Source organism: Actinoplanes sp. M2I2, assembly GCF_023544445.1.
Taxonomy (GTDB): Bacteria; Actinomycetota; Actinomycetes; order Mycobacteriales; family Micromonosporaceae; genus Actinoplanes.
Map to the genome: position 1 here is coordinate 529,902 of NZ_JALPVJ010000002.1, position 14,475 is coordinate 544,376.

15 protein-coding genes are annotated in these 14,475 nt (G+C 71.6%); 6 read left to right on the plus strand and 9 right to left on the minus strand.

Annotated features, from left to right (window positions below; translation table 11 throughout):
• Positions 1-24: 24 nt before the first annotated feature.
• Positions 25-1,368, minus strand: coding sequence for a glycosyltransferase (locus HJC40_RS06275; RefSeq protein WP_249998950.1), 1,344 nt, complete (start codon positions 1,366-1,368; stop codon positions 25-27).
• A gap of 470 nt (positions 1,369-1,838) precedes the next feature.
• Between HJC40_RS06275 and HJC40_RS06280 the strand changes: the two genes are divergently transcribed.
• The 4 genes from HJC40_RS06280 (at position 1,839) to HJC40_RS06295 (ending at position 4,248) form a co-directional block, all read left to right on the plus strand.
• Positions 1,839-2,108: a hypothetical protein gene (locus tag HJC40_RS06280; RefSeq protein WP_249998952.1), complete on the plus strand. Its 270-nt coding sequence runs from the start codon at positions 1,839-1,841 to the stop codon at positions 2,106-2,108.
• Between the two features lie 261 nt (positions 2,109-2,369).
• Positions 2,370-3,401, plus strand: a complete 1,032-nt coding sequence (locus HJC40_RS06285; protein WP_249998954.1) for a helix-turn-helix domain-containing protein — start codon at positions 2,370-2,372, stop codon at positions 3,399-3,401.
• 61 nt (positions 3,402-3,462) lie between these two features.
• On the plus strand, positions 3,463-3,762 hold the full coding sequence (locus tag HJC40_RS06290; RefSeq protein ID WP_249998956.1) for a hypothetical protein: 300 nt from the start codon (positions 3,463-3,465) through the stop codon (positions 3,760-3,762).
• Between the two features lie 189 nt (positions 3,763-3,951).
• The gene (locus HJC40_RS06295) at positions 3,952-4,248 is read left to right on the plus strand and encodes a hypothetical protein (RefSeq protein WP_249998958.1); all 297 of its coding nucleotides are present in this window, start codon (positions 3,952-3,954) and stop codon (positions 4,246-4,248) included.
• Between the two features lie 63 nt (positions 4,249-4,311).
• Here HJC40_RS06295 and HJC40_RS06300 read toward each other — a convergent pair whose 3' ends face one another.
• From HJC40_RS06300 to HJC40_RS06320, 5 genes are read right to left on the minus strand one after another with little or no spacing between them, the layout of a single operon-like run.
• On the minus strand, positions 4,312-4,980 hold the full coding sequence (locus tag HJC40_RS06300; RefSeq protein WP_249998961.1) for a hypothetical protein: 669 nt from the start codon (positions 4,978-4,980) through the stop codon (positions 4,312-4,314).
• Between the two features lie 23 nt (positions 4,981-5,003).
• Positions 5,004-6,587 carry a hypothetical protein gene (locus tag HJC40_RS06305; protein ID WP_249998963.1) on the minus strand — a complete coding sequence of 528 codons (1,584 nt, stop codon included), beginning with the start codon at positions 6,585-6,587 and terminating at the stop codon, positions 5,004-5,006.
• Entirely contained in the window at positions 6,584-7,450 is an 867-nt protein-coding gene (locus HJC40_RS06310; protein WP_249998966.1) for an ABC transporter ATP-binding protein, read from the minus strand. Before HJC40_RS06310 ends, HJC40_RS06305 begins: the two co-directional genes overlap by 4 nt.
• Positions 7,447-8,310 (minus strand): hypothetical protein, encoded by an 864-nt coding sequence (locus HJC40_RS06315; protein WP_249998968.1) that lies wholly within the window; start codon positions 8,308-8,310, stop codon positions 7,447-7,449. Before HJC40_RS06315 ends, HJC40_RS06310 begins: the two co-directional genes overlap by 4 nt.
• A 25-nt stretch (positions 8,311-8,335) precedes the next feature.
• Positions 8,336-8,899, minus strand: coding sequence for an RNA polymerase sigma factor (locus HJC40_RS06320; protein WP_374271147.1), 564 nt, complete (start codon positions 8,897-8,899; stop codon positions 8,336-8,338).
• Positions 8,900-9,012: 113 nt separating this feature from the next.
• On the opposite strand from HJC40_RS06320, the gene HJC40_RS06325 reads away from it, so the two are divergent.
• Positions 9,013-9,510: a GNAT family N-acetyltransferase gene (locus HJC40_RS06325; RefSeq protein ID WP_249998970.1), complete on the plus strand. Its 498-nt coding sequence runs from the start codon at positions 9,013-9,015 to the stop codon at positions 9,508-9,510.
• Positions 9,511-9,575: 65 nt separating this feature from the next.
• Here HJC40_RS06325 and HJC40_RS06330 read toward each other — a convergent pair whose 3' ends face one another.
• The 3 genes from HJC40_RS06330 to HJC40_RS06340 all read right to left on the minus strand — a co-directional run bounded on the left by HJC40_RS06330 (position 9,576) and on the right by HJC40_RS06340 (position 13,583).
• The gene (locus HJC40_RS06330; protein WP_249998973.1) at positions 9,576-11,042 is read right to left on the minus strand and encodes a trypsin-like serine protease; all 1,467 of its coding nucleotides are present in this window, start codon (positions 11,040-11,042) and stop codon (positions 9,576-9,578) included.
• Positions 11,043-11,266: 224 nt separating this feature from the next.
• A complete protein-coding gene (locus HJC40_RS06335; RefSeq protein WP_249998976.1) occupies positions 11,267-12,067 on the minus strand; it encodes a class I SAM-dependent methyltransferase in 801 nt (266 codons plus the stop codon).
• Between the two features lie 73 nt (positions 12,068-12,140).
• The gene (locus tag HJC40_RS06340) at positions 12,141-13,583 is read right to left on the minus strand and encodes a serine hydrolase (RefSeq protein WP_249998978.1); all 1,443 of its coding nucleotides are present in this window, start codon (positions 13,581-13,583) and stop codon (positions 12,141-12,143) included.
• A 92-nt stretch (positions 13,584-13,675) separates the two neighbouring features.
• Between HJC40_RS06340 and HJC40_RS06345 the strand changes: the two genes are divergently transcribed.
• Positions 13,676-14,437, plus strand: coding sequence for a YdcF family protein (locus HJC40_RS06345; protein ID WP_249998980.1), 762 nt, complete (start codon positions 13,676-13,678; stop codon positions 14,435-14,437).
• The last annotated feature ends 38 nt before the right edge of the window (positions 14,438-14,475 follow it).

Genomic DNA, 14,475 nt, shown 5'->3' on the forward strand with positions numbered 1-14,475 from the left:
CGGGATCTCCTGGGGGAGGTGGGGCTAGGCGGCGAGCGCGAGAGCGGACGTGGGGAGCGGTGCTTCGGCCAGGCGTTCGGTCTTGGCCCAGGCCTGCCGGCCGGTGGCCTGGCGGCCGATGGCCCGGTAGGTGGCGACCAGCCCGAGGAGCAGGAACGCCGGGTACGCGAGGGCGGCGAGCAGGAGCCGGGGGAGCGTCTCGTCGCGGAGCCGGTAGCGGTGCACCAGCGCCCAGACGAAGCCGGGGAACCAGGTGACGCCGAGCCAGACGGCGGCGCTGTCGGCCAGCTCCGACCAGCTCGAGAAGACCGAGATCGGGTGCCCGGCGATCAGGCCGATCGTGGACACCGCCACCAGGCCGGCCAGGAAGACCGTGACCAGCGCGTTGATCCACGGCGAGAACAGGTAGTGCAGCACCTCGGCGAGCGACGTGCGGCCGATCCGCTTCGAGGTGACCAGCGACCGCAGGTAGCGGGCGCACTGCAGGTTGCCCTGGGCCCAGCGGGTGCGCTGCCGGGTCAGCCGGCGGACGTCGACCACGGCCTGCTGGGTCACCGAGGCCCGGGCGGTGTAGCGGATGCCGACGCCGGACAGGTGCATGCGCAGGCCCAGCTCGAGGTCCTCGACCAGGCAGGCCGACCACGGCGCGTCGCCGAGGACGAGCAGGGCCGAGAGCCGGGTGAACTGGCCGTTGCCGCCGAGACCGACGGTGTCGAGCCGGTCGCGCAGGCTCTGGCAGGCGTTGACGATGGTGGCGAACTCCAGGTCCTGCACCGCGCCGAGCAGCTTGTCGCGGTTGCGGATGCGGACCTGCACCTGCACCGCCCCGATCGCCGTGTCGCGCAGCATCCGCGACACCTCGAGCAGGATGTTGTGGCTGCCCTGGCCGTCGCCGTCGATGATGCCCAGGACGACCTTGTCCGGGCTGACGCCGGCCAGCGCGGTCTGCTCGGCGATGTAGCGGTACGCCGCGTTGAGCGCCTCGCCCTTGCCCTGGCGCGCCTCGGGCAGCTCCCGGCGCATCACGTGCAGCCGGGGGTGGTCGATCGCGGCCAGCACGTCCGGGGTGCCGTCGTCCGAGCCGTCGTCGACGACCAGGACCCGGGCCAGCGTGTGGCCCGGTCCGCTCAGCGCGAGCGCGGCCCGGACGGTGTTGCCGACCACGACCTCCTCGTTGAGCGCCGGCACGATGATCCAGAAGTGCTCGGGGGTGCCGTCGCCGTTGGCCAGCGCCTTGGCGACCAGCTCGTGCCGGCGCGACGCCACGTAGCGGACGGCGATGGTCACCAGCGCGACCGTCGACAGCGGCCAGGACAGCAGAAGCGCGTAGCCGGCGACGAGGATCAACCCGCCGTGTGCTCCGAACATCAGCCACCTCCACCTTGTCACCTTGCGTGATGTCCACCGTCAGGCGGGAACCGCGGTGCCGGACGTATTAGGACAATACGAAGCTACGGAGCGTGATACAAGGCTGCTGACCGGATCGCCCGTGACACTATGACCAAATGGACTAACTCAGACATCTCACTCAGGGAGTAAGACGTCGAAAGTCGGCACAATGCGGGCTTTTGATGCAGGTGGTCGACGATCCGGCGCGGCCGTGGATTGTGACTTTCAGTAATGTCTGCATGAGCGATCGGCGACCGCGGTTCTGCGGCTCTCTGATTACCAAACGTGTTGGCGCTGTCTTCCGCTGCTGGTCGCGCTCCCACCGAGATGGCGCTGTATTCGCACGCGCTGGCGCGAACCTCCAACGACGTTCACCTATGTCGCGCCGAGACTGCTAGGTGTCCACTACGGAGGGATAGCTTGTGAACACTCGACGCGTAGCAGCAGTCGTGGGCGCCAGTGTGATGGTGACCGCGGGCCTCGGCATCGCCACCGGCACGGCCGCGCAGGCCGCGGTGCCGACCTGCGTCACCACAACGCTGAACGACAGCGGCTACACCGATCGTCTGACCGTCAACAACCGTTGCGGCAGCAGCCAGCGGGTCAAGGTGCTCCTGGCCAACCTGACCGACTTCGCCTGCTACACCATCCCGTCCGGGGGGTACCGCACGTACAGCTGGAACTACCCGGGGCGCTTCGACGGTCTGGCCTCCTGCTGACCCGATGAGCTCGGGACCGGCGCCGGCGACGGGGCGGGCCCCGGTCCCCGGGCGATGATGCAGGACAGAATGGCGGCGAGCGTCCGCATAGACTGCAGGAGCGGCACCCATCGGCTCATGTGGATGATTTCGATCGATGTGACCAGCGGGTGTCGTTCGACGACGACGTGGGCACGACCGGGCTCCGGCCACGTTCCGCACGGGGGACCGACCTCAGGCGAGGTGTGCGCCGACGCTGCTGTGCCCGCACAACGGGGGAGCATGGACGGCCAGGCCGACAAGAATCTCGGACGTTACGAAAGGGATTTCATCCAGGGAGCCCATGGGGTGACGGGGTGGCCGCACGCCGCCGAGGAGTTCAGGCCGACGCGATGGGCGACGCTCGGGTCGGTGACAGTTCTGCGGGGAAGCGGAGGTCTCTGCGAGGACGAGCGGCCGGCGGCCGGCGGGCGCCCGGACAATCCTGGCTATCTGCTGACCTGTGCCGTCGACGGCCGTCTGCTCCTTCGTCAGGGTGACCGCTCGACGCTTGTCGGTCAGGGAGACCTGGCCCTGTGTGACGGCGCCGCGCCGTTCCGGGTCGGCGACTTCCGGTATCTCGACAGCGTCGGTCACCGGTCCGGGCGCGGGTGTGCCTATCTCGTGGTCCGATTCCCGCGCCGCAAGCTGACCACTCCGCCGGAATTGGTCCAGCGGCTCATGGTGCGCCGCATCGCGGGCGACCGGGGGCTCGGCTCGGTACTGGTGCAAACGGCCCAGCGGATGGTGGAGGAGGGGTCGAGTCTCACTCCGCTCGACAGTGCGCGGCTCGAGAGGATGCTTCTGGATCTGATCAATGCGGTCGTCTCCAACGCGATCGAGTCGACCGTCGACGCGGCCGGCTCGGACGAGGCCGCCGCGGTCTTCCTCCGCGTCCAGGGCTTCGTGCAGCGGCATCTGACCGATCCGGACCTGTCGCCGGACACGATCGCCTCGGCCCACAGCATGTCCGTCCGGTCGCTGCACCGGTTGTTCCGGACTCAGGGCGTGAGTGTCGCGGCCTGGATCCGCGTCCAGCGGCTCGAGCGCTGCGGCCGCGACCTGGCCGATCCGGCGCTGCGGAACCGACCGATCTATGCCACTGCGGCGCGGTGGGGATTTCGCGACGCCGCCTATTTCAGCAAGGTTTTCCGGTCGGCGTACCACATGAGTCCCCAGCAATACCGCGAACGGATGGGTGCCGGCGGTGAACCGGGGACAGGGTTTGTTCCCGGCACGGTCGCGAATCTCCAATACGGTGGCGCTAAAGGCTGATGACGCCCCGGCCGCGGCGGTGAATACTCCGTTTATCAGTCATTGACGGAGGGAGAGTCAAATGAGAACTCGCCGTATCGCCGCCGCAGTCGGGGCGACCGCGATGGTGACCGCCGGTCTGGGGGTCGCCACCGCCGCGCCGGCGCTGGCCGCCCCGCCGCCGAGCTGCGTCACCACCACCCTGGACGCCTCCGGCACCGTGGACTACCTGCGGATCATCAACAACTGCAGCACTCCACAACGGGTCAAGGTCGTCCTCGACTACGCGACCGACCTCGCCTGCCGCACCATTCCGGCCCGCACCACGGTCATCCTCTATTGGGGCTATCCGGGCCGATTCGACCGCTTGGACGCCTGCTGACAGTCGCCCGCCCGAGGAAGACGAGCCAGGCCCCGGATCCCGAACCCCACGGGATCCGGGGCCTGTTTTTTTCATGGTCCTGAAAATATTTACGTCGCTCAATTCGTAGACGATGGCGCAGACGACCAATGACGCCTGGTCCGGCGGTCGGGAGACTACAAGCACATTCATTTGCCGAAGGGAAACAACATGACGATCAAGCGTGTCGCCGCCGTCCTGGGCGCCTCCGTGATGGTGACCGCCGGAGTAGGGATCGCCACGGCCACGTCCGCACAGGCCGCCGTCCCGAGCTGCGTCACCACCAGCCTCAACGACAGCGGCACGAGGGATTACCTGACCGTCCGCAACGGCTGCGGCTCGAGCCAGCGGGTCAAGGTAGTTCTGGCCAACGCGACCGATTTCTCGTGCTACACGATCGCGTCCGGCGGGGCCCGCAACTACAGCTGGAACTACCCGGGCCGTTTCGACGGTCTGCAGTCCTGCTGACCGGCAGTCCTCACGAGCCAGGTCCCCGGCAGCCGCCGGGGACCTGGCTCGTCTTCGTCGGGTCTACCGGCGAACGCCGGCGCCCACCGGTTGTGGTGCCGGCCTCGTCGTGGCCCGGCGGGAGGTGGGCTCGTGGGCCAGGAGACCACTGGCCAGCAGGGCCGACCCGGCCAGCACACTCCAGATCACGTGGGCTTCCCGCCAGCGCGGGTCGCCGGCGCCGACGAAGAGCGACCAGCCGTCCGGAAGGAACTGCAGCAGCAGGACCAGCACGAGTGTCAGGGGTGCGGCCACGATGCCGCCGACCGTGCCGGCGGCCCCGCCCCGGCGGATGCCGGCCAGCGCGAACGCCACACAGACCAGAGCGGCCGCCTCGACCGTCAGCGTGAGAGCGGGTACGGCCGGCCGGACCTCCGCGGCGACGGCCAGGTGGGCCGCGGCCAGCGTCAGCGCCCACCACCCGGCCAGCACCGGCACGGCCAGGAGCCCGCGCACCGCGATGCGGGCGAGGCGCGGGACCGGCAGCACAGCGGTGGTGGACGCGGCCGGATCGTCCAGCAGGAAGGCCACCCCGAGGGCACCCGCGAGCATCACGATCCGGGCCAGGTTCACGATGTTGTCGACACCCAGCCCGGCGGTCGCCGCGGCCGGGACCATCATGATCAGCAGACCGGCCACGAGGCAGGCCGTCAGCGGACCCCACGGCAACGCGCGGGCGGTCGGGCCCGGCATCGCTCGCCAGGGAATCCGCGCCCTCATCGGCACTGCCCCTGCTCGTCGGCCCGTCCGGCCGGCACGCCGAGCGTCCGCGCGGCCTGCTCGGTGGTGGTGCCCGGGTCGATCAGCTGCGTCCACGCCTGGGTGACCCGCTGCCGGGTCGCCGCGACCGGCTGGGCCAGCAACTCCCGGACGACGGACGTCTCGCGGTACTCGACGAACATCTGCGCGTCGAAACCGGGGACGGGAGTGGACAGGAGGCCGCCGGTGCTGTGGGCCAGCCGGTAGTCGAACCCGTCCCTGGTCTGCGCGGTGGCCTGGGCCGCGAGCCAGAGGATGACGACGGCCCGGCCGCCGCACAGCGGTTCCGGCGGCGCCGCGGTCACCTGGCCGCCGGTCACGATCCGGTAGGCCACCGCCGCCGCGAAGTCGAGCTCGGCCTGACCGTCGCCCCAGCCGGTGCCGACCGGCACGGTGTCGGGAGTCCCGGCGCGGGTGTCGTCGGCCTTCCAGGACTCGGCCGGCACCGGATCGGCCCCGGCCGAGCCGATCAGACCCCCGAGGTCCGTCGCATTCGTGTTGACGCGTTGCCGTACCGCCGTGATCTGCGAGCGCGCGGGACCGGGCACCGGCTCCCGGACGGCCTCGAGCAGCTCGGCCCAGCCCGGGACGAGGCCGGTGAAGTCGGGGAAGGCGCAGTACGTGACGGCGTCGAGCGACCGGCACTCCTGCGACGCGGCCGGGCGCTCCATGGCCTCCTGCCGTCGCTGCTCGACCCGCTCGCCGGGTGCGGCGGCCTGGGGGATGAGCAGGGCCAGGGCGCCGACCATGGCCACCCCGGCGACCAGCGCGGGCCGCACCCCGTCGCGCCCGGTTCGGCGTACGGCCAGGGCCCCGGCCGCCAGGGCGGCCGTCAGCAGGATCAGATAGAGCAGGTGCCACCCGGCCGGGCGGCCGATCAGGTCACCCGGCAGCGGGTACTGCTCGTCCCGCAGCACCACCGGGGCCAGCCACCGCAGCGGCGAGTTCGAGAACGACGCGTACAGGGTCAGCGCGGCCAGACCGACCAGCAGGAGCGGGCCGGCCACGACCGCGCGGGTGCAACGGCCCAGCAGGACACCGGCGACCGCGCCGAACAGCACGACCACCGGCCCGGTGAGGACGTCGCCGACGTCGATCACTCCCACCGCCGCCGACCGGCCGGCGTAGACGGCGACGTGGGCCGCCACCAGGACGGCGCTGACCAGGGCGAGCGGCACGGTGGCGGCCAGCAACGCCACGGTGCGCTGCCAGGCCGGCATGAGCAGCACGTCGAACAACTCGTCGGTACCGTCCCGGTAGGGCCGGGAAGCGGCCAGATGAGCGGCCAGGATCGCGCCGGCGGCGACGGCGAGCATGCCCAGCTGGGTGTCGCGGACCGTGTGCTGAAGGACCGGATGACCGGTCCCGCGAAGGCCGTACACCGCCCAGCTCACGGAGAGCGCGAAAGCCACCAGGACGGCCGGGTGCCGCAGCAGCCGGCCCCCCTCCACCTTGGCCAGGGCCAGGATCGCGGTCACCGGTCCGGAGGGCCGGGCGTTCGGCGGGGACGCCGGAGCCCGTTCGCCGAGCACCGTGGTCATGCCGCCACCGCCGCGCCGGCCGTGGGTTGCACGAGCATCAGGTAGCCGTCCTCGATGGTGGGCGGAAGCGTCGGCGCGCCGTCCGGTGGCATGCCCAGGTTGCGGTAGGACCCGTCGGCGCTGCGCCACGCGGCCACCGCCCGCGGATCCTTGACCGAGTCGCTCCACACCCGGCCGTCGGCCAGCGCCGCGAGCTGCGGCGACGATCCCTCGAAGTGGATCTGGCCCTGGTGCAGCACCACAACGCTCTGGCAGAGCATCGCGACGTCCTCGGTCTGGTGGGTGGACAGCACCACCGTGCGGTTCTCGCCCAGGTCGGCGATCAGCTCCCGGAAGCGCAGTCGCTGCTCCGGATCGAGACCGACGGTGGGCTCGTCCAGGATCAGGATCTCCGGATCGCCCAGCAACGACGCCGCCAGAGCGACCCGCTGGCGCATGCCGCCGGACAGCGCCTTGATCCGCTTGCCCTGCTGGTCGGCCAGCCCGACCGCGGTGAGGACCCGGCGTACCTCGGCGTGCCGCCGGACCCGGTCGGTCATCTCCTTGAGGATGGCCACGTAGTCGATGAACTCGAACGCGGTGAACCGCGGGTGGAAGCCGGGCTCCTGCGGCAGATAGCCGAGGCGGCGGCGAATCTCCAGCCGGTCCTGCGCGTTGCGCGGGTCACGGCCCAGCATGCGCAGGTCTCCACCGTACGAGGAGGTCGCCGTGGCGATGATCCGGAGCAGGGTGCTCTTGCCGGCGCCGTTCGGTCCGAGCAGCCCGACGATGCCCCGGCCCACGGCGAACGACACATCGGCGAGAGCCGGGGTCTTCCGGTAGTTCAGCGTCAGATGTGTGGCGACGACAGTCGGTTCGGTCATGAGAGCCTCCGGGTCGTGACGTGGGGTGTGAACGACGAGGGGCGGTGAGACTCGAACCGCCCGCGAATCAGGGAGAGCGACAGGCCGGCGGCCACCGCGGCGGCCGCGGTGACGATCTGGCCGATGGTCGTGAACGGCACCGGGGCGTCTCCGGGCAGCGCGGCCGAGAAGACCAGCACGCCGACCCACAGCAGGGCCGGCACGGCCGCCGCCACGACCGAGTCCAGGCGCGACATGAGCACGAGGCTGAGCGTGATCAGGGCCAGGGACGGCAGCAACCAGCCGATCGCCACCAGACCCGCGCCCGGCACCGCGACAGTGGCCACCAGGCTGAGGGCGGTCGTCGTCGCCGTGACGGCCGCCGTCCGCAGCAGGAGCAGCCGGAAGGTGCTGATCGGGGCGACCAGCGTGAGCTCGTACGTCGGATCGACGCCCGGGCCGAAGGAGAACGCTACGCCGAGCAGGGGAAGCAGCGGCGCGACGGCCAGGAACAGCAGCGGCATGGACGACGACTCGGACGCCTGCGCGACCAGCACGGTCAGCAACAGCATGACCGCCGCGCTCAGGAGCCAGGGCCGGGACAGCGTACGGGTGGCCATGAGCAGCCGAGCCGTGTGCTCGCTCATCCCGGCCCGGCCCAGCGCCCGCTCGACCCGGCCCGGCTGCGGGGCGTGGAGCTCGTCCTCCAGCCGCTCCCACCCCCGCCGGGCCGGCGCCGCATCCGTCGCGCCGGCCAGCACGGCCCGGCACCGGGCGCACGATCCCAGATGGGCGTCCACGGACCACACCTGCGGAAACGGCAGCTCCTGCCGTACGTACCGGAGAATCTCGTCCTGCGTGGCGTGCCATTCGGTGCTCATCCGACCTCCCGTCTCAGCGTTGTGGTCACGGCCAGGCCAGGTCCCGGCGCAACTGTTTGCGGGCCCGCATCGCTCGCGTCTTCACCGTTCCGGCCGGTATGCCGAGCACGGTCGCGGCCTCCCGGACGCTCAGTCCGTCGAGGACGGTGGCCTGCATGACCGCGCGTAACTCGGGCGACAGCTGTTCGAGGGCATGGCCCAGCCGGCCGTGCCCGACGTCCAGCAGAACCTGGTCCTCGGCGGACGACTCGTCACCGGTCAGCGCCCGGCTCAGCTTGGTCCGCAGCCGGTGCAGCGACGACTCCCCGCGGATCGCGTCGACCAGCCGACGCGACGCGACCCGCCACAGCCAGCCGGCGACGTCGCCGTCCGCGCGCTCGCTGTAACGGGCCTTGCCCCGCCACACCGACAGGAACGTCTCCTGTACCACGTCATCGATCAGCGCCTGGTCCTGGCTGCGATAACGCAGCTTGGCCACGAGCCACGGGGCGTACCGCTCGTACAGCTCCGCGAAGGCGCCACGGTCCTGCTCGGCCGCGGCGGCCAGCAGCGCGCCGTCGGTGGGAGCCTCCTCGGCCTTCTCGGTCACACCCCATCATCGGATCGAGCACGCCGATCGGTTCCCCCCGGCCGAAGTATTTCGGACTCCGGGCTCGGCGAAACAGGTTGCACGGAGTTTCGGGGGCTGCTTCGCTGGTGCCCGTGACCGACCTGCGAACGCCACGGCTGTGCCTGCACCCGATCGACCCGGCCGAGGGCGAACGCATCGCCGGGCGGCGGGCCGCCGCCGGGGACGAGTGGGCCGAGGACTTCCCCTTCGACGGCGACATCCTCGGCGTCTCGGCGTTCCTCACGACCACGGCGGTGCACGGCGACCAGCGACCCTTCGGGCACTACCGGATCACCCGGGCCGCCGACGGGAAGGCGATCGGCGGCATCGGCTTCAAGGGGCAGCCGGCCGATGGCGGTGTCGAGGTCGGTTACGGCCTGGTCCCGTCGGCCCGTGGTCACGGCTACGCGGCCGAGGCGCTCATCGCCCTGCTGCGCCTGGCGGCCGAGCACGGTGTGTCCCGGGTGTTCGCCGACACGACCGCCGGCAACATCGCCTCACAACGGACCCTCGAGCACGCCGGTTTCCGCCGGACCGACTCCGACGGCAAGGTCTTTCAGTACGAAGTGGTCCTCGACGCCTCAGCGTGAGGCCGAGGGCGGGGCCGCGGCGCGGCCCCGCCTACCCGTGCTTCACACCCGAGGCGCCCGTTGCTTCACCAGACCGGGGTCCACGGCGCGCTCAGGCCGCCCTGCTTGACCTCGGCCGAGCCGTCGACCAGCACCACACCGACGCGGCTGCCGCTGACCGACAGGTGCCGCACGTTCCACTGCTCGTTGATGAGAGGACTGTCCAGCTTGCCCTCGCGGACCTGCGCCACCTTGGCCGTGGTGAGCAGGCCGACCCGGTCGTCGTTGAGGACCAGCGACGCGACGCCCGCGGTGGCCTGGGGCGACCAGCCGGCGCTGAGCCCGCCCTCCTTGACGTCCGCGGCGCCGTTGGTCAGCACCACGCCGATCCGGTTGCCGGAGAGGGCGATCTGCTTGACCCCGCTCTGCTCGGGGATCCACTGGGCGCTGAGCCCGCCCTCCTTGACCTTCGCCACGCCGGCGGTGGTGAGCACCCCGACGCGGGTGTCGGTGACGGCGACCTGCTGCACGCCGGTGTGTTCGGGGATCCAGTTGGCGGACAGGCCACCTTCCTTGACCGAGGCGACGCCGTCGTTGGTCACCACGCCGATGCGGTTGCCGCTGAGGGCGAGCTGCTTGACGTTGACCTGCACGCGCACGAAGGTCGCGGTGGTCGGGCCCTCCTTGACCCAGGCGGCGCCGTCCTGGGTGAGCACACCGATGCGGTCGGCCGCGACCACGATGTCCTTGGCGTCGGCCAGCAGCGGGTTCCACTTCGCGCTGAGGCCGCCCTCCTTGAACTGGGTGCCGTAGTCGCCGCGCAGCACGCCGATGCGGGTGTCGGTTACCGACACCTGAAGCGAGTTCGGAATCGGGGTGTTCGCCGTGAACCAGGCGGCCAGGTCGTCGACGCGGGTCTCGACCGCGTCGCGGCGGGTCTCGGTCACGCTCAGGCAGCCGCCCTGGTACGAGGTGTGGTGCAGGCCGACCAGCTCGTAGCCGGCCGAGGTGCGCCGCAGCACCGGGCCGCCGGCGTCGCCCTTGCAGATGGTGGCGTCGCCCACGGCGGTGAGGTCGAGGGTGGCCGCGCCGACCGCGGTGACCGTGAAGTCGCCGGCGTGCAACGCGTCGGGCACCCACCTGTCGGCGGTGCGGCCGTAACCGGCGGCGACCAGCGCGTCGCCCGTGGCGGGCGGGGTGGTGCCGATCTTCACGGCGGTGGCGCCCAGGGCGGGTTCGGCCAGGCGGGCCAGCACGACGTCGCGCTCGGGGTGCGGCACGATCTTGTCGACCGTACGCACGTGCCCGCCGCTGCTGTTCAGGTCGAGGCGCCCGATGGTGGCCGTGGTGGCCAGTGGGGGAGCGCCCGCGGTCACCGTCGCGCCGAAGCAGGACTTCGCGGTGGCGACCCACCAGCGGTTGACCAGGACGCCGGAGCACCCCTTGACCGAGTCGCCCAGCTTGAGCTGCACCGAGAAGGCGAGGGCGGGGTCGGTGACCGCCGGGCCGTTGACCGCGTGCGCGGCACCGGCTGTCGCCGTGACGGCGACCATGGCCGCCAGGATCGTCGCTGCCCGTCGTCGGGCCCGCGGAAGGTTCATGGATCTCCCCGTTCACATTCGCCGGCTCCGATCCAGAGCCGTGAATGAGTAGGTATCACGGGCGGAGAGATCACGGTGTCCCGGAACGCGTCGGAAGCCCGCTGTGATCTATCGCATAGTTGAATTCCTATGTCTCAATGCCGCGGAACGGCTTCCCCGAGCTCCGCCTCGCCACGTCAGCGCTGCGCGACGACAACCATGCGGTGATGAACCGCGCTCAGCGGTCGCCCGTCCTCGCCGTACGCGGAAACGGCGGTGAAGCCCGCCGCGGCGCACCAGTCACGCAGCTCCGGGAAGCCGAACAGCCGCTTGAGGAAGGTGAGCCGCCGGGCCCGCCCGTCGCGGACCACCGTCCGTTCGACCTCGAAGCGCCCGGTCAGCGGGTCGAGGCGGTGCCGGTCGACGAGCATGTCGCCGTTGTCGCGAGCCGCGGTGACGCGCGACGGCGTGTACCCGCTGAGGAACTTGACCTGGTTGTCGAGATCCATGGCCATCCGCCCGCCCGGCCGCAGCACGCGCCCGATCCCGGCCAGCACACCCCGGTTGACGTCGTCGTCGAAGTACCCGAACGCCGTCGTCCAGTTGATTACCCGATCGAACCGTCCCGTCCACGCGGGCAGCTCGCGCATGTCCCCGGCCACGTAGTCGACGGCCACCCCGGCCGCCGCCGCGTCGGCGCGGGCCCGGTCGAGGAAGACCGCCGACGAATCGAGCCCGGTGACCGCACACCCGCGGGCCGCCAGGGTGGTGGCCAGAGCCCCGTGCCCGCAGGCCAGATCGAGCACCGCCATCCCCGGCTCCAGCCCGAGCAGCCGCCACACCAGGTCGGCCGCGGCGTCCACCCCGGGGTAGGCCGTGCCCACCACCGGCCCGTGCGTCGGCGCGCCGCCACCGTCCCCGCCGCCGCTCCCGCCGGCGAAGAAGTGCAGGTAGTCCTCGTCGTACATCGATGTCGCGTCGAACAGATCCCCCGTCACGCTGACACGGTAGGAAGGGCCGGCAAGCCCCTTCCGCGCGGGGCGGATGTCCATGCTCGACGGCCGTCGGCCCTCACGGCGTTCCGGCCGGGGCCACGATGTTCGACCGCAGCCTGATCAGCCGCATTCCCGCGGTGGCCAGGGCGGCCACGGCCACCGCGGCGAAGGCGACCGTGAGCGGCGCGGCGAAGTAGGTCAGCTGGGCCCACGTGACCGTCCGGCCGTTCGTGAGGAACGAGATCAGCTGCGGGTACACCGCGAACAGCGCCACCGGCAGCAGCACCGGCGCCAGGCGCAATCCGATCCGCCACGCCGGCCGCCCGGCCCGCCGACCCGCCCAGCGGCGCGACCGCAGCACACCGAGCACCCCCAGGCCCACCGCGACCAGCGCGACCACGGCCAACGCGATTTCGATCAGCTGCCGCCGGCTCCCCGGCGCCGCCGGGGTCTGCCCCCGGGTCAGCGCGACCAGGCCGGTCAGGATCTCGTACGTCTCGTCGTAGAGGCCCGCGCCGTTGGTCAGGACGGCGAACCCGTATCCGCTCGCCGGATCGATCGCTTCCACGGCGTTGTAGGTGAACAGGTTGCCCGAGTGGACCAGCAGTTCGGCGCCGCTCACGGTGTCCGGCCCCCAGCCCATGCCGTAGTCGCCGACCGCCGAGGGGCTGTGCATGGTCGTGAGGCTGCGCGAGGTGACGAGCTGCGGGCCGTGGCCGGTCTGGCTGATCAGCCACCGGCCCAGGTCGGCCGCGGTGCTCACCACCCCACCGGCTCCGCCGGCGCCACCGGCGGCCATATGCCGTTCCCGCCGCGGCACCCAGGCCCCGAACAGCGAGTTGTACCCCCGGGCGGGCCGGACCTCCCGGTCGCCGGCGGCGCTGCCGGTCATGCCGAGCGGCCCGAGGACACGCTGCCGCAGGTAGTCGCCGAAGCCCATCCCGCCGGCCACTTCGACCAGCCGGGCGGCCACCTCGTAGTTCGCGTTGCAGTAGAACCACCGCGTGCCCGGTTCCGCGGCCAGCCGGCCGGTGCGCAGGGAGGCCACATAGCCGGCCAGGGTCGGCGCCGACTCCGCCGCGCCGATGTCGACGGTCCGGTCGGACAGGCCGGAGGTCTGGTTGAGCAGGTGCCGCACCGTGATGCGGTCCGCCCGCGCGTCGGCCGGCGCGAACTCGGGAAGCTGCCGGGAAACCGGCTCGTCCAGGGCGATCCGGCCGGCGTCGACCAGCGTCATGACGGCCATGGCGGTGAACGACTTGCTGACCGAGGCGACCCGCATCGGGGTGTCCGGCGTGATCGGCGCTCCCGTCGAGTCGTGCCCGAGCCCGGCCGTGTGGAGCACTTCCCCCCGGTGGGTCACGACCGCGGACATCCCCGGCAGACCCGTCGCGGCCATGGCTTCGGTCAGGTAGGCGTCGATGTCGTTCGTCGACACAGCTCGGGCCGGGCCGACCGGGGCGGCGACGAGGGCCAGGGTCAACAGGGTGGTCACGCAGGCGACGAGCGGACGTTTCATGCCGGAGACGCTAGGAACAATCGCCCGCGAACGGATCTGCCGATCCTCCACACCCACCCCTGACGAAAGTCAGGTCGCACTAAGCTCTCGGGGTGATCGAGAGCGGGGTCGTGGAACACATCAACACGCTTGTCGACTTCTGCGCGCTGCGGGACGCCGACGCGCTGACGCGGGAAGTGGACGTCGCCATCCTCTTCGGCGGCAGCATTCTCGCCGGAGGGGACGTCTTCGCCCGGGTCGTCGCGAGCGGACGGGCGCGGCGGTCGATGATCGTCGGCGGGCAGGGACACTCCAGCGATGTGCTGCGGGAGGCCGCGCGGCGCAGCCTGGGCTGGGACGACGCCGGTGAGCTGAGCGAGGCCGCGCTCTTCGAGCGTTACCTGCTCCAGCGGTACGACCTGAGCGTCGACCGGCTGGAGCACGAGTCCACCAACTGCGGCAGCAACGTGCGCAACTCCCTGGCCGTGCTGGCCGCCGCGGGCTTCCCGCACGAGCGGGTTCTGATCATCCAGGACGGCTCGATGCAGCGCCGGATGGATGCCGGGTTCCGGTTGCTGGCGCCCGAGGTCGAGGTCGTCAACTTCGCCGCGCACCGGACGCACCTGGAGCTGGTCGACGGCGAGCTCGGCTACCTGTCGCCGCCCGCCGGCATGTGGCCTCCCGACCGGTACCTCTCGCTGCTGATGGGCGAGATCCCGCGGCTGACCGACGGCCCGGAGGGTTACGGGCCGTCGGGTCGCGGCTTCATCGCCCACGTGGACGTGCCGGCCGAGGTGAGCCGGGCCTGGTCGGCGCTCCGGGCGGCCGGGGTGGGCTCGCCGCGGCTCGCCGACCAGCGCTGGGCCGACGCCTGAGTTCTCAGACGCCGGCGCTGCGCCGACGCCTGAGCTCT

Excerpts from the sequence above, each read along its gene's own strand:
- HJC40_RS06330 (WP_249998973.1), bottom strand. The coding sequence starts at position 11,042 with ATGGTCGCCGTCACGGCGACAGCCGGTGCCGCGCACGCGGTCAACGGC.
- HJC40_RS06295 (WP_249998958.1), top strand. The coding sequence starts at position 3,952 with ATGACGATCAAGCGTGTCGCCGCCGTCCTGGGCGCCTCCGTGATGGTG.
- HJC40_RS06275 (WP_249998950.1), bottom strand. The coding sequence starts at position 1,368 with ATGTTCGGAGCACACGGCGGGTTGATCCTCGTCGCCGGCTACGCGCTT.
- HJC40_RS06315 (WP_249998968.1), bottom strand. The coding sequence starts at position 8,310 with ATGAGCACCGAATGGCACGCCACGCAGGACGAGATTCTCCGGTACGTA.
- HJC40_RS06300 (WP_249998961.1), bottom strand. The coding sequence starts at position 4,980 with ATGCCGGGCCCGACCGCCCGCGCGTTGCCGTGGGGTCCGCTGACGGCC.
- HJC40_RS06340 (WP_249998978.1), bottom strand. The coding sequence starts at position 13,583 with ATGAAACGTCCGCTCGTCGCCTGCGTGACCACCCTGTTGACCCTGGCC.
- HJC40_RS06290 (WP_249998956.1), top strand. The coding sequence starts at position 3,463 with ATGAGAACTCGCCGTATCGCCGCCGCAGTCGGGGCGACCGCGATGGTG.
- HJC40_RS06305 (WP_249998963.1), bottom strand. The coding sequence starts at position 6,587 with ATGACCACGGTGCTCGGCGAACGGGCTCCGGCGTCCCCGCCGAACGCC.
- HJC40_RS06285 (WP_249998954.1), top strand. The coding sequence starts at position 2,370 with ATGGACGGCCAGGCCGACAAGAATCTCGGACGTTACGAAAGGGATTTC.
- HJC40_RS06310 (WP_249998966.1), bottom strand. The coding sequence starts at position 7,450 with ATGACCGAACCGACTGTCGTCGCCACACATCTGACGCTGAACTACCGG.